15 protein-coding genes and 1 riboswitch are annotated in these 20,551 nt (G+C 71.8%); of the genes, 9 read left to right on the top strand and 6 right to left on the bottom strand.

What is annotated here, in order from left to right:
- Positions 1 to 133: 133 nt before the first annotated feature.
- On the bottom strand, positions 134 to 1,420 hold the full coding sequence (locus ACFPZI_RS01840) for a phosphatase PAP2 family protein (RefSeq protein WP_381357172.1): 1,287 nt from the start codon (positions 1,418 to 1,420) through the stop codon (positions 134 to 136).
- A gap of 656 nt (positions 1,421 to 2,076) precedes the next feature.
- Here ACFPZI_RS01840 and cbiE point away from each other — a divergent pair.
- The 3 genes from cbiE to ACFPZI_RS01825 are packed head-to-tail and all read left to right on the top strand — an operon-like array spanning position 2,077 to position 4,377.
- Complete coding sequence (gene cbiE, locus ACFPZI_RS01835; protein WP_381357169.1) at positions 2,077 to 3,420, top strand: precorrin-6y C5,15-methyltransferase (decarboxylating) subunit CbiE; 1,344 nt, start codon at positions 2,077 to 2,079, stop codon at positions 3,418 to 3,420.
- On the top strand, positions 3,417 to 4,166 hold the full coding sequence (gene cobM, locus ACFPZI_RS01830; RefSeq protein ID WP_381357166.1) for a precorrin-4 C(11)-methyltransferase: 750 nt from the start codon (positions 3,417 to 3,419) through the stop codon (positions 4,164 to 4,166). Before cbiE ends, cobM begins: the two co-directional genes overlap by 4 nt.
- Before the next feature lie 55 nt (positions 4,167 to 4,221).
- Positions 4,222 to 4,377, top strand: coding sequence for a hypothetical protein (locus ACFPZI_RS01825; protein WP_381357163.1), 156 nt, complete (start codon positions 4,222 to 4,224; stop codon positions 4,375 to 4,377).
- Between the two features lie 124 nt (positions 4,378 to 4,501).
- Here the strand turns inward: ACFPZI_RS01825 and ACFPZI_RS01820 are convergent, their stop codons facing one another.
- A complete protein-coding gene (locus tag ACFPZI_RS01820) occupies positions 4,502 to 5,620 on the bottom strand; it encodes a cobalt-precorrin-5B (C(1))-methyltransferase (RefSeq protein WP_381357160.1) in 1,119 nt (372 codons plus the stop codon).
- Positions 5,621 to 5,679: 59 nt separating this feature from the next.
- Here ACFPZI_RS01820 and ACFPZI_RS01815 point away from each other — a divergent pair, with 59 nt between their 5' ends.
- Entirely contained in the window at positions 5,680 to 6,450 is a 771-nt protein-coding gene (locus ACFPZI_RS01815; RefSeq protein ID WP_381357157.1) for a cobalt-precorrin-6A reductase, read from the top strand.
- Positions 6,451 to 6,463: 13 nt separating this feature from the next.
- Here the strand turns inward: ACFPZI_RS01815 and ACFPZI_RS01810 are convergent, their stop codons facing one another.
- Genes ACFPZI_RS01810 through cobG form a run of 3 tightly spaced genes read right to left on the bottom strand, consistent with a single transcriptional unit; the run spans position 6,464 to position 9,947 of the window.
- On the bottom strand, positions 6,464 to 7,960 hold the full coding sequence (locus ACFPZI_RS01810) for a precorrin-2 C(20)-methyltransferase (protein WP_381357154.1): 1,497 nt from the start codon (positions 7,958 to 7,960) through the stop codon (positions 6,464 to 6,466).
- A complete protein-coding gene (locus ACFPZI_RS01805; protein ID WP_381357151.1) occupies positions 7,957 to 8,628 on the bottom strand; it encodes a precorrin-8X methylmutase in 672 nt (223 codons plus the stop codon). The genes ACFPZI_RS01810 and ACFPZI_RS01805 overlap by 4 nt, the downstream gene beginning before the upstream one ends.
- Entirely contained in the window at positions 8,625 to 9,947 is a 1,323-nt protein-coding gene (gene cobG, locus ACFPZI_RS01800; protein ID WP_381357379.1) for a precorrin-3B synthase, read from the bottom strand. Before cobG ends, ACFPZI_RS01805 begins: the two co-directional genes overlap by 4 nt.
- Positions 9,948 to 9,992: 45 nt before the next feature.
- Positions 9,993 to 10,144: riboswitch (cobalamin riboswitch) on the top strand.
- Positions 10,145 to 10,177: 33 nt separating this feature from the next.
- Here cobG and cobN point away from each other — a divergent pair.
- From cobN to ACFPZI_RS01785, 3 genes are all read left to right on the top strand, one after another.
- Positions 10,178 to 13,804 (top strand): cobaltochelatase subunit CobN, encoded by a 3,627-nt coding sequence (cobN, locus tag ACFPZI_RS01795; protein WP_381357148.1) that lies wholly within the window; start codon positions 10,178 to 10,180, stop codon positions 13,802 to 13,804.
- A 107-nt stretch (positions 13,805 to 13,911) separates the two neighbouring features.
- Positions 13,912 to 14,961 carry a methyltransferase gene (locus ACFPZI_RS01790; protein ID WP_381357146.1) on the top strand — a complete coding sequence of 350 codons (1,050 nt, stop codon included), beginning with the start codon at positions 13,912 to 13,914 and terminating at the stop codon, positions 14,959 to 14,961.
- A gap of 652 nt (positions 14,962 to 15,613) precedes the next feature.
- Positions 15,614 to 16,285, top strand: coding sequence for a response regulator (locus tag ACFPZI_RS01785; RefSeq protein WP_381357377.1), 672 nt, complete (start codon positions 15,614 to 15,616; stop codon positions 16,283 to 16,285).
- Here the strand turns inward: ACFPZI_RS01785 and ACFPZI_RS01780 are convergent.
- On the bottom strand, positions 16,240 to 18,294 hold the full coding sequence (locus ACFPZI_RS01780; protein ID WP_381357143.1) for a histidine kinase: 2,055 nt from the start codon (positions 18,292 to 18,294) through the stop codon (positions 16,240 to 16,242). The two genes, ACFPZI_RS01785 and ACFPZI_RS01780, sit on opposite strands and share 46 nt — an antisense overlap.
- A gap of 263 nt (positions 18,295 to 18,557) precedes the next feature.
- Between ACFPZI_RS01780 and ACFPZI_RS01775 the strand changes: the two genes are divergently transcribed.
- Both ACFPZI_RS01775 and ACFPZI_RS01770 read left to right on the top strand, forming a co-directional pair.
- Positions 18,558 to 18,878 (top strand): hypothetical protein, encoded by a 321-nt coding sequence (locus ACFPZI_RS01775; protein WP_381357141.1) that lies wholly within the window; start codon positions 18,558 to 18,560, stop codon positions 18,876 to 18,878.
- 44 nt (positions 18,879 to 18,922) lie between these two features.
- Positions 18,923 to 20,506 (top strand): alpha/beta hydrolase, encoded by a 1,584-nt coding sequence (locus ACFPZI_RS01770; protein ID WP_381357138.1) that lies wholly within the window; start codon positions 18,923 to 18,925, stop codon positions 20,504 to 20,506.
- The last annotated feature ends 45 nt before the right edge of the window (positions 20,507 to 20,551 follow it).

Here is a 20,551-nt window from a genome sequence, read left to right as displayed (position 1 = left end):
GTCCTCCCAGGTCAACCAGTCCTTCGGGGGGTAGTCGATCTTCACCTGAGAGGTGAAGGCGCGGAACGGCTCAATCGGGCCGCTGACCTGGACTAAGGCTGCTCGGGTCCGGTTTTCGTCGGTGGATTCAGGCTCAGACCAGTTCGGGTTGCGGTCCTGCGGGGTGCGGCTCCGGTTGCCGCGCCGGAGTGGCCTTCGCATCCCACAGCCTGGTGGTCCGCACATAGCCGTGGACCACTGACGTCATCGCCAGGATGAGAAGGAGGCCGAACACCCACGGATGTGCGGCCATCTCCCTCGGCAGATAGCGGTACGACACCAGGAGCACGGTGAAAACCGTCGTGCCGTAGGCGACCAGCTGGATGCCCGGCCGGTCCCAGCCACGTGCGAGCGAGCGCATCGCCGCCTCGATCGTGAGCGCGAACACCACGCCGGCGACGAGGTCCACGCCGTAGTGGTAGCCGAAGCCCAGCGTCGCGCCGAGGGTGCCGACCAACCAGAACGTACCCGCGTATCGCATCGTCCGCGAGCCCTTGCGGGAATGGATGAAGAGCGTGACGGCCCACGCCGTGTGCAGGCTGGGCATGCAGTTGCGCGGGGTGATCTCGTCGAACGGCATCGGGTGCGGGGTGTTGATCGGCGGCAGCGTGTCCGGCCACAGGTTGGCCGCAGCCCAGGGTCCGCCGTCGGCGCCGTAGGCGTAGACCGGACCGACGACCGGGAAGATCATGTAGATGGCCGGCCCGAGCAGGCCGATGGCCAGGAAGGTGCGCACCAGGTGATGGCCCGGGAAACGACGCTCGACCGCCACGTGACGCAACTGGTAGAGCCCGACGAGTGCCGCTGCCAGCGGGAGCTGACCGTAGATCAGGCCGAGGACATGGCCGCTGATCGGTTCGGTGGCGTTGACGATCCGGCCGACCAGCCACGAGGGGTCGCCCAGCGCGTGATCGGCGGCTGCCACGTACTGGTCGAGCACTGCCGGTCGGGTCTTCGACGTGATGAGCAGCCAGGTGTCGCCCGTCTTGTGGCCGGCCACCAGCAGCAGGCCCAGCCCGACGCCCTTCAGCAGCAACGCACGTTCCCGGCCGGTACGGCGCGTGACAGCGATGACCGCACAACCCAGAACCACCCACAACGCGCCGTTGCCGAAGTTCATTTCGGCGTCGACCGCCCACCGCACCAGCCAGAAGAGGACGTCGATGCCGATCGCGGCACCGGCCGCGATGAGCCGTTGCCGCCAGGTGAGCACCACCATCGTCAACGCCAGACCGGCGTACAGCAGCGGACCCGAATGGGGGGCGAATATCACCTCTCGTGCCTGATTGGTGATCGGCCCCGGTAGGCCGTAGTGGCGCGCGGAGAGTTCCAGCGCGACGAGGAAACCGAGGGCTGCCACACCCGCCGTGGCCCACAGCATCGCGCGTGGCTGAAGCCACGCGGCGAACACAAAGCTGCGGTCTGTCCGCGAGGATGTTCGTGGTGGAGTAGTTTTCAATTGTTTGGCCCATTTACTAGACATTGGACAAATAGGTCACTTATCGAGCTGTTTGGCATGGTTTGCCGGTGAAGGGCAGGCGATCAGGGGGATCGTCGCGAGTTCGAACATGCTAACGGTATGGGGGGTGGGTTTCGCTGGTCACGAATGGCGCCAAGGAGCAGGTGACCCCGTGCTCGGTGGTTCAGTGCCCAGGACGGCCGTGAGACTCTCCATGTCCGGCGGCCCCTGAGGGCGTCATCGGAAGCCGAGTCCTGGTGCGGCAGACCGCCTTTCAGCCGCCGCACCAGCCGCCGACCGGGTGAAGGGTTACGACAGTGCTCTGCCGCCTGCTCCTGAACTCTCGCCGCTACAGCCGGCATTGCCAGGAAGGGCGCGTTGAACCGGGGAAACGGCGGGGGCGCCGAGAGACTGCAACGCCTTCGGCACAGCCTTCCACGTCGTCATGTCCCTTGTGGACCTCATCACCCGTTCGTCCCGCACTCGTTACGTTATTGCAGGCAGTGAGCAGGAGGGTCGCCGGTGAGGTGCACCCGAGCGACTCTGCGCGGGCCGTCGCCCCGTAGAGTGCGTCTCTGATGTTCTCCCGACCCCCGAGGTACCGAGCAGTGACCGCCGCCCGACCCGCACCGACCGCCGCCCGACCCGCACCGACCGCCGCAGTGACCGTCGTCGGTATCGGCGCCGACGGCTGGGAGGGAATCCCCGGCACCTCGCGGCAGGCCCTGCTCGGTGCGGACGTGGTGATCGGCGGTCCCCGCCAGCTGGACCTTCTGCCACCGGGATGCGGCGGGGACCGGGTGCCCTGGCCCTCACCCCTGCGGCCCGCGGTCCCCGGCCTGCTCGCGGCCCACGCCGGCCGCCGGATCGCCGTCCTGGCCAGCGGGGACCCCCTGTTCTACGGCATCGGACGCACCCTCGCCGAGGTGCTCGGCGCCGGCTCCGTGCATGTCCTGCCGCACCCCTCGTCCGTCTCCTACGCCTGCGCCCGTCTCGGCTGGCCCCTGGAGGACACCGAGGTCGTCACGCTCGTGGGCCGGCCCACCGCACGCCTGGCCGCAGCCCTGCACGACCGCCGGCGGCTGCTGGTGCTCAGCGCGGACGCCGCCACCCCCGGCGAGGTCGCCGCCCTGCTGCGGGACCGCGGCTTCGGGCCGAGCCGGATGCGGGTGCTGGAACAGCTCGGCGGCGACAGGGAACGGACATCCGGGGAGACCTCCGCCGACGACTGGCCACCGCCGCACACGGGGGACGACCCCGACCCCCTCAACGTCGTCGCCGTCGAATGCCGCCGTGCCCCCGGTGCCCTGCGCCTCGGCGCCGTACCCGGGCTCCCGGACGAGGCGTACGAGCACGACGGACAGCTGACCAAGCGTCATGTCCGTGCCGCCACACTCGGCGCCCTGGCCCCCGCCCCCGGCGAACTGCTGTGGGACGTCGGCGGCGGCTCCGGCTCGATCGCCGTCGAGTGGATGCGTACGCACTCCGCCTGCCGGGCAGTCACCGTCGAACGCGACCCCGTCCGTGCCGAGCGGATCATCCGCAACGCGGAACGGCTCGGCGTGCCGGGGCTGCGGGTGGTGACCGGCGCGGCGCCCGCGGCCCTCGCCGGACTCCCGCAGCCGGACGCCGTCTTCGTCGGCGGCGGGCTCACCGCACCCGGACTGCTGGACGCGTGCTGGGAAGCGCTCCCCGCGGGCGGGCGGCTGGTGGCCAACACCGTCACGCTGGAGTCCGAGGCGCTGCTGGCCGACGCCCGACGGCGTCACGGAGGCGAGCTGGTGCGGCTGGCCGTGGCGCACGCCGTGCCCGTGGGCGGCTTCACCGGGTGGCGGCAGGCGATGCCGGTGACCCAGTGGGCGGTACAGAAGACATCCGACTCGTCAGAAGCCGTACCAGGAACAGCAGGAGCAGACGCATGACCGTGTACTTCATCGGTGCCGGACCCGGCGCCGCCGACCTGATCACCGTGCGCGGCGCCCGGACGCTCGCCGCCTGCGGGGTCTGTCTGTACGCGGGCAGCCTGGTGCCGCGCGAGCTGCTGGCCGAATGCCCGCCCGACGCACGGCTGGTGGACACCGCGCAGCTCAATCTGGACGAGATCACGGCCGAGCTGCTCCGGGCGCACCAGGAGGGCCACGACGTGGCCCGGCTGCACTCCGGGGACCCGTCCGTGTTCAGCGCGGTCGCCGAGCAGATGCGGCGGCTGGACGCGGCAGGGGTGCCCTACGAGGTCGTCCCGGGCGTGCCCGCCTTCGCCGCGGCGGCGGCCTCACTGAAGCGGGAGCTGACCGTGCCGACGGTCGGGCAGACGGTCATCCTCACCAGGGTCGCCAACCGGGCGACCGCCATGCCGGACGGCGAGGACCTGGCCACCCTCGGCCGCAGCGGCGCGCTGATCGTGCTGCACCTGGCGGCGAAGTACGCGGACCGCGTGGTCGACGAACTGCTGCCGCACTACGGCGCCGACTGCCCCGCCGCCGTCGTCGCGTACGCCTCCCGCCCCGAGGAGCTGATCATCCGCGGCACGCTCGACGACATCGCCGGGAAGATCAAGGACGCGGGAGTGCTGAGGACGGCTGTGATCATGGTCGGGCGGACGCTGGGAGCGGAGCAGTTCCGCGACAGCCACCTGTACTCGCCCGAGCGGGAGAGGCATACCTGCTGAGCAGGACGTCCCGAGGGAGCAGGACGTCCCGGTCCGGCGGGTGTGCGATGCCACGATGGCGGTGCGGTGGTACGCGCGGCCGGGCTTCGTCCGGCAGGGGGAGAAGCGGTTCGATCCGGGACCTCCCGTGTGCACGGAGGTCACCCGCGGGCACGCCCGGCTCTGCCTGTCGGAGCACGAGGGCGACGCACGGCCGGACATCCTGGTGTAACCGAGGGTCGCCGGCCTTCGAAGCCGTCGCAACCGAGTGCGAGGCCCCGGCCGAGGAGATGCCGTGGGGCCGGGAACCCGAACTCCGGGACCCGGACGGCAACCGCCCCCGGACCCGCCCTCCCTCAGGCCACGGAGCTGCGGCCCACCACCGTCCCCGCCCGGTCGACGCAGATCACGTCGACCGCGACCGGCGCCCCGCGCAGCACGGCCAGCGCCTCGTCGCGGGCCACCGTCGCGACCAGGTCGCCCAGCGGCACCCCGGCCGCCTGGCAGAGCTGGAGTGCGGCGAGGCCGGTGTTGGCGTCCGCCACCTCGGCGGCGAGGGCCTCGTCCGCACCGCCGCGCCGGGCCAGTTGGGCGAGGAACCCCTTGTCGACCTGGGAGCGGGCGGAGTGCAGGTCGAGGTGGCCGGCGGCAAGCTTGGAGAGTTTGGCGAAGCCTCCGCAGACGGTGAGACGGTCCACCGGGTGGCGTCGGACGTATTTCAGCACGGCGCCCGCGAAGTCGCCCATGTCCAGCAGAGCGTCCTCGGGCAGGCCGTACTCGGCGACGACGGTCTTCTCCGAGGTGGAGCCGGTGCACCCGGCGACGTGCGTGCGCCCCGCCGCCCGCGCCACGTCCACACCCCGGCGGATCGAGTCGATCCACGCCGAACACGAGTAGGGGACCACGATGCCGGTGGTGCCGAGGACGGACAGTCCGCCGAGGATACCGAGCCGCGGGTTCCAGGTGGAGCGGGCGATCTCCTCGCCGTCGTCGACGGAGACGGTGATCTCGATGTCGCCGCTGCCGCCGTACCGTCCGGCGACGCGTGCGACGTGGTCGCGCATCATCTGCCGGGGGACGGGGTTGACGGCCGGTTCGCCGACGGGCAGCGGCAGGCCGGGGCGGGTGACCGTGCCCACGCCGGGCCCCGCCCGGAACACGACCCCGGCCCCGGCGGGAAGCCGCCGCAGCGTCGCCCGGACCAGCGCCCCGTGCGTGACGTCCGGGTCGTCGCCGGCGTCCTTGACGATCCCCGCCATGGCGTACGAGTCCGTCAACTCCTCGGTGGCCAGCGCGAACGACGGTGTCTGCCCCTTCGGCAGCGTGATCGTCACCGGGTCGGGAAAGTCGCCGGTGAGCAGTGCGGTGTACGCGGCGGTCGTGGCCGCGGTCGCGCAGGCGCCGGTGGTCCAGCCGGGCCGCAGACCGGTGTGCTTGAGTTGGGCGCTGCGACCGCCCTCGGCCTCGCTGCTCATGCGTCGCTGCTCATGTCTCGCTCGGGGGAAGGGAACCGGATGAAGGGAACGGAACTGCCGTGCATGTGCTGATCCTCGGCGGCACCACCGAGGCCCGCCGCCTCGCCGAACTGCTGGCGGCCGAAGCCCTGCCGTGGCTGCGCGTGACGAACTCCCTGGCGGGACGGGTGGCCGCACCCCGGACACCGCCCGGCGAGGTGCGCGTCGGCGGCTTCGGAGGGGCCGACGGGCTCGCCGCATGGCTGCGCGGGCACGGGGTGGACCTGCTCATCGACGCGACCCACCCTTTCGCCGGCACGATCAGCTTCAACGCGGCACGGGCCGCCGCCACCACCCATGTTCCCCTGCTCGCGCTGCGGCGCCCCGGCTGGCTGCCGGTCGAAGGGGACGTCTGGCACGAGGCCGGTTCCCTGACCGAGGCCGCCGGGCTGCTGTCCGCACTCGGCCGGCGGGTCTTCCTCACCACCGGCCGGATGGGCCTGGCCGCCTTCGCCGGCCTGGACGACCTGTGGTTCCTCGTACGGTCCGTGGACGCGCCCGGGGCGCCGCGTCCGCCCCGCATGGAGGTGCTGCTCGACCGCGGCCCGTTCACCCTCGACGGGGAACGTGAGCTGCTGCGCCGGCACCGGATTGACGTCGTGGTCACCAAGGACAGCGGGGGAGCGGCCACCGCACCGAAGCTGACGGCCGCTCGTGAGGCGGGTGTGCCCGTGGTCGTGGTGCGCAGACCGCCGGTGCCCGGGGAAGTGAGCGCCGTGGCCGAGCCCGGGCAGGCGGTCCAGTGGGTCCGGGAGGCGTACGCGAGGTGTGCGCACCCGGACGCCGGCTGAACCGCCGCGGCCCTCACGCCTCCGGATAGCGGCGGGGCGTCCAGACGACCTCCTCGCCGTCCCCCCGCCGCACGACCCGGCTCTGCGAGGAGCCGACCAGCAGGATCGTGCGCATGTCGACCTCGGCCGGGTCCAGGTCCGCCAGCCGGACGATCCGCACCCGCTCGCCGGCGCCGCCCACGTCCCGCGCCACGACGACGGGCGTGTCCGGCGCCCGGTGCTCCAGCAGCAGTTCGCGGGCCTTGCCGACCTGCCAGGTCCGGCTGCGCGACCCGGGGTTGTACAGGGCCAGCACCAGGTCGGCACCGGCGGCGGCACGCAGCCGCCCGGCGATGACCTCCCACGGCTTGAGGCGGTCGGACAGGGAGACGGCGGCGTAGTCGTGGCCGAGCGGGGCGCCCGCGCGGGCGGCGGCCGCGTTGGCGGCGGTCACGCCCGGCAGTACTCGCACCGGCACATCCGTGTACTCCTGGGCCGAGGCGGCCTCCAGCACGGCCGTGGCCATGGCGAAGACACCCGGGTCGCCGCCGGACACGACGGCCACCCTCCGCCCCTGCAGAGCGAGTTGCAGCGCGAACTCGGCGCGCTCGGCCTCGACCCGGTTGTCCGAGCCGTGGCGACGCTGACCGGTCCGTGCGGGCACACGGTCCAGGTAGGTGGTGTAGCCGACCAGGTCGTCGGCGGCGGCGAGGGCGCCGCGCGACTCGGGCGTCAGCCACAGCGGCCCGGCCGGCCCGGTGCCGACCACGACGACCTCACCGACGGAGCCCGGCTCCCGGGCGGCAGGCCCGGCGTCGACCTGGCTCGGCAGCACGGCCACCGCGAAGTACGGCACGGACCCGGCCTCCACGTCGGCGAGTTCGGCAAGGCGTTCCCCGGCCATGGTGGCCCGCTCGACGTACCGGGCCGCCTCCAGCCGCCCCGCACGCTCCATCGCCCGGCGCACCTTGGGGAAGGTGCGCCCCAGCTTCATCACCACGGCCGCGTCCGTCGCGGCGAGCCGGGCGGTCAGCTCCTCCTCGGGCAGGGTGCCCGGCAGGATGGTCAGCACCTCCTCGCCCTCGGCGAGCGGGGTGCCCAGGCGGGCCGCGGCGGCGGAGACCGACGTGACACCGGGGATCACCTCGGTGTCGTAGCGGTCCGCGAGCCGCTTGTGCATGTGCATGTAGGAGCCGTAGAAGAGCGGGTCGCCCTCGGCGAGGACGGCGACCGTCCGGCCCGCGTCCAGGTGGGCGGCGAGCCGGGCCGACGCCTCCGCGTAGAAGTCGTCGATGGCGCCCTGGTAGCCGCCGGGGTGGTCGGTGGTCTCGGTGGTGACGGGGTAGACCAGCGGTTCCTCGACGTGGTCGGCCCGTATGTGCTTCGCCGCGATGGAACGGGCGATGGACCGGCCGTGACGGGCACTGTGATAAGCGATCACGTCCGCCTCGGCGATGGCCTCGACGGCCCTTACGGTCATCAGGGACGGGTCGCCGGGACCGAGCCCGACCCCGTACAGCTTGCCGCTCATTCTTCCTCGCTCGCGATCGCGTTGAGAGCGGCGGCGGCGATGGCGCTGCCTCCGCGACGGCCTCGGACGACCAGGTGTTCCAGGCCCGAGGGGTGGGCGGCCAGGGCGTCCTTGGACTCGGCCGCGCCGATGAAACCGACGGGCACGCCGATGACGGCGGCCGGCCTCGGCGCCCCCTCCTCGATCATCTCCAGGAGGCGGAAGAGCGCGGTGGGCGCGTTGCCGACGGCGACCACGGCGCCCTCCAGACGGTCGCGCCACAGCTCCAGCGCGGCGGCGCTGCGCGTGGTGCCGAGCTTCGCCGCCAGATCCGGCACGGCCGGGTCGGAGAGGGTGCACAGCACGTCGTTGCCGGCGGGCAGCCGCTTGCGGGTCACACCGCTGGCCACCATCTGCACGTCGCAGAGGATCGGGGCCCCGTCGCGCAGGGCCTCGCGTGCGCGGGCCACCACACCGGGTGTGTGACCTATGTCGCGGACGAGGTCGACCATCCCGCAGGCGTGGATCATCCGGACCGCGACCTGGCTGACGTCGGCGGGCAGGGCCGCGAGGTCCGCCTCCGCGCGGATGGTGGCGAAGGACCGGCGGTAGATGGCCGCCCCGTCCTTCTCGTAGTCGTAGGGGGTCACGGTGCTCTTCTCGCTGCTCTCGGTCGTCGTACGGCTCATGAGGTGAGGGCCGCCAGGGCGGCGGCGAGGTGGGAGGGATCGTCCAGGGCGGCGGTACGCGCCGGCCGCCCCTGGGCGGCCATGCCGATCCGGTAGCCGCCCTCTGGGGCGGCGACCACGTCGATCCGGTCGCCCCGGGGGTGGCCGCAGCGCCGCTCGCAGCCGGACCAGTACAACGGCAGGGGGGAGCGGCCCGCGTCGGCGAGGGCGGCGGTCGCGTCCGCCCGCACGTCGGAACGCGACTTTCCGCACCCCGGCCGGCCGATGCAGGCACCGACGCGCAGCCAGGGGGAGGAGGCGTCGGTGACCAGGCCGGTGCCGGCGAGACGGGCCAATGCGTCGGCCGCTGTCGCCCCGCTCCTCCCGTGGGCGGGGACGACGATGCCGCGCCACGGTGTCAGGCGCATTTCGCCCGACCGGACTTCGGCGGCCACCCGGGTCACGGTCCGCCATTGACGGGACGTGAGACGGCCCAGGGGTACATGGACGGACAGGGCCGCCCCGATCACCCCCGGCGGCGGACCCTCCAGCGGGGTGCGGTCGTTCGTGGCGCGGTCGTTCGGCGCCGGAACGCAGCCGATGCCGGCGGCGGTCAGGCGGGACCGGACCGCATGCGTCAACTCGCCGGGAGAGAGGTTCAGTTCGTCGACCCGCCAGACCCGCGCCCCGGTCTCCCGCAGCATGTCGAGGAACGCCTCGGCGGCGAGCAGCGCGGCCCGGGGCGCCTCCTCCCCGGACACCCGCAGGGCCTCGTCCGCCGAGCCGATGACGAGCAGGGCGCCGCCGTCGCCGACCGCACGCACGGTCACATCGGCGCCGAGTCCGGCGACATCGCCGCGCCCGTCGTCGAGCGCGAACAGGAACCGCCCGGACAGCGCCCGTGCCGCCTCGCTCGCGCACAGCGACGCGTCCAGGGCCGACAGCCACGGCCGCACCTCCCGGACACCCCGTCCGTCGAGACCGGACAGCGGCGAGGCGACGATGTTGCGGGCCCGTTCGTGCCCGTGTGACGGGAGCAGCCCGGCCGCGTCCAGCAGCCCGGCGAGCCGGGTACCGCAGTCGTCGCGCAGTCCACGCACCTGCACATTGCCGCGCGAGGTCAGATGCAGTTCGCCGTCGCCCAGTCGGTCGGCCGCGTCCGCGAGCGCCTCGGCCTGCGGCACGGTGAGCACCCCGCCGGGCACCCGGACCCGGGCCAGCGCCCCGTCGTCGGCCGTGTGCAGCCGCAACGACCCCGGACAGGCGTCACCACGGTCCCGGGAGACCACTGTGGCCTGGGACGACGGAGGGAGGGGAGCCGTGGACATGGCGGCGAGCATACCGATCGTCACACCGCCTCCAAGCCCTGCCCTCTTGCCCCGACCCTTACTATGTCTCTCGGCGGATCATCGGATCCGCCATCGCCACGACGGCGACAGGGAGGAAGCCCGGTGCGAATCCGGCGCGGTCCCGCCACTGTGAGTCCGGCCACCACGAGGCCGGACGAGTCAGGAACTCCCGCCGTCCACCACTGCCCGGGGCGCGGATCCCGAGGAAGGCCGGCCGACGCATGCCGCATTCGTCCGGGGAGCGCTCGACGCACCCCCGCATCCTGCTCCTGTCGACGTCCGACACGGACCTGCTCAGCGCCCGCGCGGCCGACGGCCCGGTGCCCTACCGCTTCGCCAACCCCTCCCGCCTCCCGCTCGACGACCTGCCCGCGCTCCTCGACGGCGTCGGCCTGGTCGTCGTACGCCTCCTCGGCGGACTGCGCGCCTGGGAGGACGGCCTCGGCCTGCTGCTCGCCGACGGCCGCCCGGTCGTCGTTCTCACCGGTGAACAGGCCCCCGACGCCCAGCTGATGGCCGCCTCCACGGTCCCCGTCGGCATCGCCGCCGAGGCGCACGCCTATCTCGCCCATGGCGGACCCGTCAACCTCGAGCAGCTCGCCCGCTTCCTGTCCGACACGGTTCTGCTCACCGGCCACGGCTTCGAGGCGCCCGCACCCGCGCCCACCTGGGGCCCGCTGGAGCGCACACCCCGCGAGGACACCGACGGCCCGACCGTCGCCGTGCTCTATTACCGCGCCCATCACATGAGCGGCAACACCGCCTTCGTCCACGTCCTGTGCGACGCCGTGGAGAACGCGGGCGGGCGGCCCCTGCCGCTGTACGTGGCCTCCCTGCGCGCCCCCGAATCCGAACTGATCGAGGAGCTGCGCGCGGCGGACGTCATCGTCACGACCGTCCTCGCGGCCGGCGGCACCAAGCCCGCCGAGGCGTCCGCCGGCGGCGACGACGAGTCCTGGGACGCGGGCGCGCTCACCACCCTGGACGTGCCGATCCTCCAGGCCCTGTGTCTGACCGGCTCCCGCACCGCCTGGGAGGAGAGCGACGAGGGCGTCTCCCCGCTGGACGCCGCGAGCCAGATCGCCGTGCCCGAGTTCGACGGCCGCCTGATCACCGTGCCGTTCTCCTTCAAGGAGATCGACGCCGACGGCCTCCCGGCCTACGTCGCCCACCCCGAACGCGCCGCCCGCGTGGCCGGCATCGCCGTGCGCCACGCCCGCCTGCGGCACATCCCGGCCGCCGACAAGCGCCTGGCCCTCGTCCTGTCCGCCTATCCGACCAAGCACTCCCGCATCGGCAACGCGGTCGGCCTCGACACCCCCGCCAGCGCGGTGGCCCTCCTGCGCCGACTGCGGGACGAGGGATACGACTTCGGCGACACCGACGTCCCCGGACTGGCCTCCGGAGACGGCGACGAACTGATCCGCGCGCTGATCGAGGCGGGCGGCCACGACCAGGACTGGCTCACCGAGGAACAGCTCGCCCGCAACCCGGTGCGCATCCCGGCCGCCGACTACAAGCGCTGGTACGCCACCCTCCCCGAAGAACTGCGCACCGCCGTCGAGGAGCACTGGGGCCCGGCGCCGGGCGAGATGTTCCTCGACCGCAGCCGCAACCCGGAGGGCGACATCGTCCTCGCGGCCCTGCGCCGCGGCAACCTGCTGATCCTCATCCAGCCTCCGCGCGGCTTCGGCGAGAACCCCATCGCCATCTACCACGACCCCGACCTGCCGCCCTCCCACCACTACCTCGCCGCCTACCGCTGGCTCGCCGCGCGGGCCGAGGACGGCGGGTTCGGCGCGGACGCCATGATCCACCTGGGCAAGCACGGCAACCTGGAGTGGCTGCCGGGCAAGAACGCCGGCCTGTCCGCCGCCTGCGGCCCCGACGCCGCCCTCGGCGACCTCCCCCTGATCTACCCCTTCCTGGTCAACGACCCGGGCGAGGGCACCCAGGCCAAGCGCCGGGTCCACGCCACCCTCGTCGACCACCTCGTCCCCCCGATGGCCCGCGCCGACTCCTACGGCGACATCGCCCGCCTGGAACAACTCCTCGACGAATACGCCCAGATCTCCTCCATGGACCCGGCGAAGCTCCCGGCGATCCGCGCCCAGATCTGGACCCTCATCCAGGCCGCCCGCCTCGACCACGACCTCGGCCTCGACGACCGCCCCGACGACGACGGCTTCGACGACTTCCTCCTGCACGTCGACGGCTGGCTCTGCGAGGTCAAGGACGCCCAGATCCGCGACGGCCTCCATGTCCTGGGCGTCCCGCCCGCCGGCGCCGACCGGGTCAACCTCGTCCTGGCGATCCTGCGCGCCCGCCAGATCTGGGGCGGCGTCACCGCCCTGCCCGGCCTGCGCGAGGCCCTCGGTCTCGACGAGTCCGCCGCCACCCGCACGACGGCCGACGAGGCGGAGGAGAAGGCCCGCGCCCTGGTCCAGGCGATGGAGGACGCCGACTGGGACCCGGCCGCCGTGCCCGCCGAGCACGGTGAGCAGGTCGCCGCCGTCCTGGAGTTCGCCGCCCGCGAGGTCGTCCCGCGGCTGTCGGCCACCACCGCCGAACTCGACCACACCGTCCACGCCCTGAACGGCGGCTTCGTCCCCGCGGGCCCGTCCGGCTCCCCGCTGCGCGGTCTGGTCAATGTCCTGCCGACCGGCCGCAACTTCTACTCGGTCGATCCCAAGGCCGTCCCCTCCCGCCTCGCGTGGGAGACCGGTCAGGCCCTCGCGGACAGCCTCCTGGAGCGCTACCGCACGGACAACGGCGACTGGCCCACCTCGGTCGGGCTCTCCCTCTGGGGCACCAGCGCCATGCGCACCGCTGGGGACGACATCGCCGAGGCCCTCGCCCTGCTGGGCGTCCGCCCCGTCTGGGACGACGCCTCACGCCGTGTCACGGGGCTGGAGGCCATCCCGTACGACGAGCTGGGCCGCCCCCGCATCGACGTCACCCTGCGCATCTCCGGCTTCTTCCGCGACGCCTTCCCGCACACCGTCGGCCTCCTCGACGACGCCGTCCGCCTGGCGGCCTCGCTGGACGAGCCCGCCGAGGCCAACCACGTCCGCGCCCACGTCCAGGCCGACCTCGCCGAACACGGCGACGAACGCCGGGCCACCACCCGCATCTTCGGCTCCCGCCCCGGCACCTACGGCGCCGGCCTGCTCCAGCTCATCGACTCCCGCGACTGGCGCACCGACGCCGACCTCGCCGAGGTCTACACCGTCTGGGGCGGCTACGCCTACGGCCGCGAACTGGACGGCCGCCCGGCCCGCGACGAGATGGAGACGGCGTACAAGCGGATCGCGGTGGCCGCCAAGAACACCGACACCCGCGAGCACGACATCGCCGACTCGGACGACTACTTCCAGTACCACGGCGGCATGGTCGCCACCGTCCGCGCTCTGCGCGGCACCGCGCCCGAGGCGTACATCGGCGACTCCACCCGCCCCGAGACGGTCCGCACCCGCACCCTGGTGGAGGAGACCTCGCGCGTCTTCCGCGCCCGGGTGGTCAACCCGAAGTGGATCGAGGCGATGCGCCGCCACGGTTACAAGGGCGCCTTCGAACTCGCCGCCACCGTGGACTACTTGTTCGGTTACGACGCCACCACGGGGGTCATCGCCGACTGGATGTACGACAAGCTCACCGAGGCCTACGTCCTGGACCCGACCAACCGTGAGTTCCTGCAGCAGGCCAACCCCTGGGCCCTGCACGGCATCGCGGAGCGGCTGCTGGAGGCCGAGTCGCGCGGCATGTGGGAGAAGCCCGACCCGGCGGTCCTCGACGCGCTGCGGAAGGTGTACCTGGAGACGGAGGGCGACCTGGAGGGCGAGGACTGAGGCACGGTCCGGCCGGCGGCCGGCACCTGCTCTATGTCCTGCGGCCTAGTCGCTGTTCCTCATGACGGACGACGCCGGAACGTCTCCGGTGCACCATGATCATCATCATGACTTTGTTCGAGCATGATTTCGTCGCGGCGGGTTCCACCGAGCGGCCGGTGGGTGACACGGGGCGGATGCTCCAGATGATGACCGGGTACTGGGTCACCCAGGTGGTGCGCACCGCGGCCGAGTTGCGTATCGCCGATCACCTGCACGCAGGCGGTGCCACCCCCGCGGAGGTGGCCGAGGCGGAGTCACTGGACCCGGATGCGGCCTTCCGGTTCCTGCGGGCGTGCGCCTCCCTCGGCCTGGCCACCTCCACCGACGGGAAGCGGTTCACCGGTACGCCCCTGCTGGACACCCTGCGCACCGACGCACCGGGTTCCCTGCGGGACCTGGCCCTGTGGGGCGGGGCCGAGTCGCACTGGTTGCCGTGGGGGCGGCTGGCGGACGCGATCCGCACCGGCACCACCCAGGCGGAATCCGCTCTCGGCGCACCCATCTTCGACTGGCTCGCCGCCGCCCCGAAGGAAGCCGAGATCTTCACCAACGCCATGACGGCCATGACCCGCGGCCTGGCCCACCAGCTCGCGGACGTGATCGACCTCAAGGGCACCGAAGTCGTCGTGGACGTCGGCGGCGCCGGCGGAAACCTCGTCCAGACGCTCATGCAGCGACATCCCCGACTGACCGGGATGGTCCTCGACCTTCCGCACGTGGGCGCCGAGGCGGACGCCTCGGCGGCGGCTCTGGGTGTCACGGACCGGTTCGCCTTCGTCGGCGGCGACTTCTTCGAGCCGGTGCCGTCCGCGGACGTGCACCTGCTGAAGTTCGTCCTGCACGACTGGGACGACGATTCCTGCGTGCGCATCCTGCGCAACTGCCGGGCAGCCCTCCAGCCCGGTGGGCGCGTGCTGGTGATGGAACTCCTCGTCGACACGGTGGGCACACCCGGTCTGGAACCGCTGATGGACCTCAACATGATGGCCCTGTCGACCGGACGCGAACGCAGCCCCGACGAGTTCCAGAACCTCTTCGAACAAGCCGGACTGACACTGGCCTCCACCAAGCCCTCCGCCTCCCGGGTCTCCGTCCTCGAACTCATACCCGCCTGAGCTCCGCTCGGGACACCACCACCTGCCGGTGGTCCTCGCCCACGCCGGACTCCACCGCCTTCAGGCCGCGCCCCCTTCTCGACCGGGGCGCGGCCTCGCGCTGTTCGGCTTCCTTCCCCGCTCCCGTCCCCGCCGGCCCTCGGGGCCCGTGCAGGTCCGCGATCAAGGCGCGCGGCGACGGGTCCCGGGAGCAACACGCGGCGGACGTCCGCGGGTCGGAGACGACCGCGGTCCCGAACCGGCCCAGTTGCCGGGAACGTGGCCGACCGGCCCGCCGCGCCGGCATCGCCCGGGTCTCCCGACAGGGGGCGGCGTCGATGTCCGAGTGATCCGTGCCTGGAGGCAGGGCATTCGAGAGCCCCGACTCTTCCGGAGGAGAGGGGGAGTTGGCGCTCCAGCCACCCGTGGACGTGTCCCGGCCCGGCACGCCGTGCTCGGCGTCCGTGGGAGGATACGACGCGGGCGACCGGGCCCCACGTGGGCCGGGGCCCGTCCGGTGGGATCGTGCCGGGCCGGCGTGATCGTGCACTGTACCTCCGCGCCTCGCGGAGCTCCCCCTCCGCTGTCCGAAGGGCGTGAGCGGTGCCCCGGCATCGGACCCCGCCCCCATCCGGCCCGCCCGGACGAAAGATCTCAGGAAGAGGAGAAGGCCATCAGTATCCGTGTGCTGGTCGCGGACGATCAGACGATCGTCCGCGCGGGATTCGCGGCGATCCTGACGGCCGGGGCCGACATGACCGTGGTCGGCGAGGCCGCCGAAGGGGACACGGCGGTCGCGATGGCGGCCGAGCTCGTGCCCGACCTGGTGTTGATGGACATCCGCATGCCCGGCATGGACGGGCTGACGGCCACCCGGCTGATCACGCGTCACAACAGTCGCACCCGAGTCCTGGTGCTGACCACGTTCGACCTCGATGCCTACGTCTACGAAGCCCTGCGTGCCGGAGCCTCCGGCTACCTGCTCAAGGACGCCGAGCCGGAAGCCCTGCTGGCCGCGATACGGGATGTCGCCGCCGGTGACGGCGTCCTCGCGCCCGCGGTCACCGGACGTCTGATAGCCGCCTTCGCCCAAGGCGCCCCGGTCTCTCCGGAGAGCACCGGGGCTCTGAGCAGCCTCACCCAGCGCGAGCGCGAGATTCTGACGCTGGTCGCCACGGGCTTGAGCAACGCGGAGATCGGGGAGCGTCTGGGGGTCGCCATCGGCACGGTGAAGGTCCATGTCAGCGCGGTGCTGAACAAACTGGGTCTGCGGGATCGTGTGCAGGCGACCATTTTCGCCTATGAAAGCGGACTCATCCGTCCGTCGGGGCTGTCCACTTCCTGACGACCGCTCACGTCCAGACTCCTGAGCAGCTCACGCATGGCGGTCAACGTCGCCCGTGTGGCGACGGCGACGGCGTCCAGACTGCCCTCCTCCGCCGCGGAGATCACCCCTGTGGTCTGCTGGAGCACCGTCTCCTGCAGACCGGCGGCGATGCGCTGCCGCTCGCTGTGTACCGCGTCCTTCGTGCTCCACACCAGAGCCGTGAGCGTCGCGTCCTCGCGGCTCAGTTCCCGCCTTCGGCGCATGTGCATCAGCCACCCCGCCAGCCATGCGGCCGTGAACACCAGGCCGAAGTAGAACAGTCCCGTGAAGAGCGAAAGCACCAATTCGAAAGCGCTGATCGGCTCCCTGTCCAGCACCCCGTCACTGGCCCAGGCGCCCGTTACCGAGACCCCGAACGAGAGGGTCATGGCAGGAACCGGCAGATACGACAGCCGGTTACCGTGCGGATGCGTCATGTGCAGGGTCGAGGGCTGAACGTACCGGCCGGCAGGCACGGTTCTGGGTACCAGGACACGGCCGTATGCCGCGACGCCGTAGACGGCGGCCACTTCGACGAGCCCACCGACCACGAGATAGTCCACGGCGGACCGCGGCAGTACACCGTTCACCAGGAGGGCCGGCCACACGAAGGGGGTGGCCCCGACCGCGGCGAGGGCCAGCCAAGGGGCCCGTCGGCGCCACAGCAGCGGCAGCGCGTGAAAGGTCAGCAGCAGCGCGAGCAGCAGGGAGAGCGAGACCCCGTGGCCGTGGTCCACCGCGGTGTTCAGGGTGTAGCTCAACAACGTCATGGTGATCGAGCCGAAGACCGCCACATCCGCGATCCGCTGCTCCCGCGTGAAGTTGCGCCGGCGTCCTGTGGTCGGCTGCCGTGCGGGCCGGGCGTCGGGAAGTACCGCGTGTACGCGCCAGCCCCCATCGGGGCGGGGCCCCGCGGACAGCTCCCCGCCGATGGCGGTGGCGCGTCGGCGCATCCCCTCCACACCGCGACCCGATCCGATACTCAGCCGGTAGCTGCCGGTGTCGCTGGGCGGCTTGCCGTTGTCGATGATCAGGTCCAGGGCGTCCTCGGACCGTTCCGCCCGGATGCCGACCGAGGCGCCCGGTGCGTAGCGCAGGGCGTTGGTCAGAGCCTCCCGGATGATGCCGTGGACCGCCTCCGCCGCAGGGCCGACGAGATCGGTGGGCAGGGAAACGGAGATGGGGCGCCCCAGCCTGCCGAATCCTGCGATCAGGGCCTCGATCGCAGGGGTCATCGACTGCGGAGCCGGTACGTCGTCCACCTGCATGACCGCCACGAGACGCCGTAGTGCGGACTGGGTCTCGAGTGCGGTACGGCTCGCGAACGTGATGGCTTCCGCGGTCAGTTCGGGCCTGGTGTCCCCGAGCCTGCGGGCGGCTTCGACGGACACCACGACGGAGGTGAGGTGGTGCGCGCTGATGTCGTGCAACTCGTTCGCCAGCCGGTCCCGTTCGGTGACGGCGGCCTGCCCCCGCTCCTGCTCGGCACGGGTCAGCCGCTGTTTCGTCACCTGCCGTTCCCGCAGCCAGTGTCGACGGCCGACGCCTAGAGCGGAGGCCACCAGGTACAGGCTGACGGTGGTGAGCCAATCGTTGAGGAAAACCCTGCCGAATCCGTTCTCCACCGCGCTCGGCAGGAACTCCACGACGGCGGCGACGGCGGTCGCGCCCAGGCCGACGGTCCAGGCGCGCAGAGTGGTGACGGAGTAGAGCGCCATCAGGACTGCCAGCCCTGACGCCAGGGCCACCGTGTCGGGCGGGGTCAGAAGCCGCACCAGCACGGATACCACGAGGATGCAGCCAAGGGCGTGGAGCGGTGCCTGCCTCCGCCGTTCGAGCGCGAACGTGGTGAGTGCCGTGGTGGACAAGGCCGCGATCCACGTCATGACGCCCGGAGGCTTCTCCAGCGTCGGTACGGTGGCGCACCACTGGGCCAACTGCGTCACAGCGAACAGGCCCGGCAGCAGCCGGCCTCGGATCTTGCCCATTGGCACAAGTGTATGGCTGGGTATGGAGCCGTGTGTCGTCGGAACGCCGTACCTCGCGCGCCGGAACCGCAAGGTCCCGGCGCGCGGGGGAGTCCGTCCGGTTAGCCGAACCCCCTTGTATTACAGGTCTGGTGACGTCTCGACAGGGAGCCTTCACCAAAGGGGGGTTAGAGGTCGTGCCGGAGCTCTAGGTCTTGCGGCCTAGGTGACGTTCCTTCCGGTGGTCGACGTCCCGGTGGGTCCCGGGCCGGGAGGATTGAGGCATGGAACGAACCGATGTCATCGTCGTCTTGGCCGCCGTTCTGATCCTCGTGGTCACGGCCAAGCCGTTGAAGAAGGTGCCCACCTGGCACATCGGCGTTCTGGCCGTCCTCCTCTACCCCGTGGACAGGGTATTGCTCTCGGTATTGGAATCGGCCGGGATCGTCAACAGCCCATGGTCCAAGTATCCCCTCCTGATCAGCGTGACCTTTGTGTTCGCCGTACTCACCGCGCCGGTCGTCCGGGGATACAAGGCCCGCCGGGACAGGCGTGCCGGCCGTCAACGCCACGACCAGCACCACGACCAGGACGTCGACGCATGAGCGTCCGTCCCTTTCACCAGCAACGACCTCAGATCGGCGGAAGCATGTCCCACCACCGTTCGTCCCGGGCCGCCATCGGCCTGATCTCGCTCGCCGTACTGGCAGCCGCCACCCTCACAGCCTGCGACCCGGATGTCGAGGACGACGGAGCCGCCGCGATACCCGCGGTCCCCGCCGCTCTCGGTGAGCAGAAACTGGACTGGGCCGCATGTCCCGCTCCGTCCGCGGCCCAGGGCGGCGGCGAGAAACCCGAGGACATGCCGGACGGGACGACATGGCAGTGCGCCACCATGAAGGCGCCCCTGGACTACGCGAAGCCCGACGGCAGGACCATTGATATCGCCCTCGTCCGGGCACGGGCCGCGAAGGACTCCGGCAAGAAGAGCCTCGGATCCCTGGTCTTCAACTTCGGTGGTCCCGGCGGCTCCGGGGTGCCGATGCTTCCCGCCTTCGCCGCCGATGAGTACCTGGAGCTGCACAAGCGATACGACCTGGTCAGCTTCGACCCGCGGGGGGTCGGGAACAGCGCCGGTGTGAAGTGCCTGGACGACAAGGCCATGGACGCCTGGATGGCTCAGGACTCGACGCCGGACGACGCGGCGGAGGAGAAGGCCCTCACCACCGGCGGGAGCGTGTACGCCCGGGCGTGCAAAAGCAACTCGGGTGGGGTGCTGGAGTACGTCGGTACGCAGGAGGCCGCACGCGATCTCGACCTGATGCGCCAGGTCCTCGGCGACGACAAGCTGAACTACTTCGGTATCTCCTACGGAACGCAGCTCGGCGGCGTCTACGCGCATCTGTTCCCGAAGAACGTCGGACGGACCGTCTTCGACGCGGTGGTCGATCCCACCGAGGACTTCGCGGCAGGTCTCCTCGGCCAGACGGAGGGGTTCGAGGGCGCGCTGCAAAACTTCCTCAAGGACTGCGTGAAGCAGGAGAAGTGCTTCTTCGAGGGGAAGGACCCCGCTCAGGGGGAAAAGGAGATCACCGAACTGCTCGGGAGCCTGGACGCGAAACCCCTGCCCGCGGAGGACGAGGACCGTGTTTTGACGCAGAGCCAGGCGTTCACGGGCATCATCACCGCCCTCTACAGCCAGGACAGCTGGTCGTGGCTCAGCCTTGCGCTGGAGGCCGCCAAGAAGGGGGAGGGCGGCGGGCTGCTGTGGCTCGCCGACTCGTACTCCGAGCGTACCCCCGACGGCTCGTACGCCAACTCCAGTTTCGCCAACACGGCGGTGAACTGCGCCGATTACAAGGACCGCTTCACCGTAGAGGACGTGCGCGGGCGGCTTCCCGAGTTCCGCAAGGCGTCCCCCGTGTTCGGCGACATGATGGCCTGGGGGCTGCTCGCCTGCACCGACTGGTCGGTGGAAGGTCAGGCGTCCACCGTCGACGTGAAGGCCGACGGCGCGGGCCCCGTTCTCGTCATCGGCAACACCGGCGACCCGGCCACCCCCTACGAGGGTGCCAAGAAGATGGCGGACGAGCTGGGCAGGGGAGTCGGCGTCCACCTCACCGTCGAGGGCGAGGGGCACGGCACCTACGGTGTCAACAAGTGCCTGACGAAGATCGTTGACAAGTACCTGCTCGAGGGGGCGGTCCCGAGGAACGACACCGTCTGCTCGTGAACCGGGCGGCGGGGGCCGGAGCCGTCGGCCCCCGCCGGGCCGGCG

Origin of the sequence: Streptomyces chlorus, assembly GCF_042655885.1 — a bacterium.
GTDB classification, from domain to species: domain Bacteria; phylum Actinomycetota; class Actinomycetes; order Streptomycetales; family Streptomycetaceae; genus Streptomyces; species Streptomyces chlorus.
The sequence above is the reverse complement of the archived record's forward strand: the minus strand, read 5'-3'. Positions and strand labels throughout refer to the sequence as shown.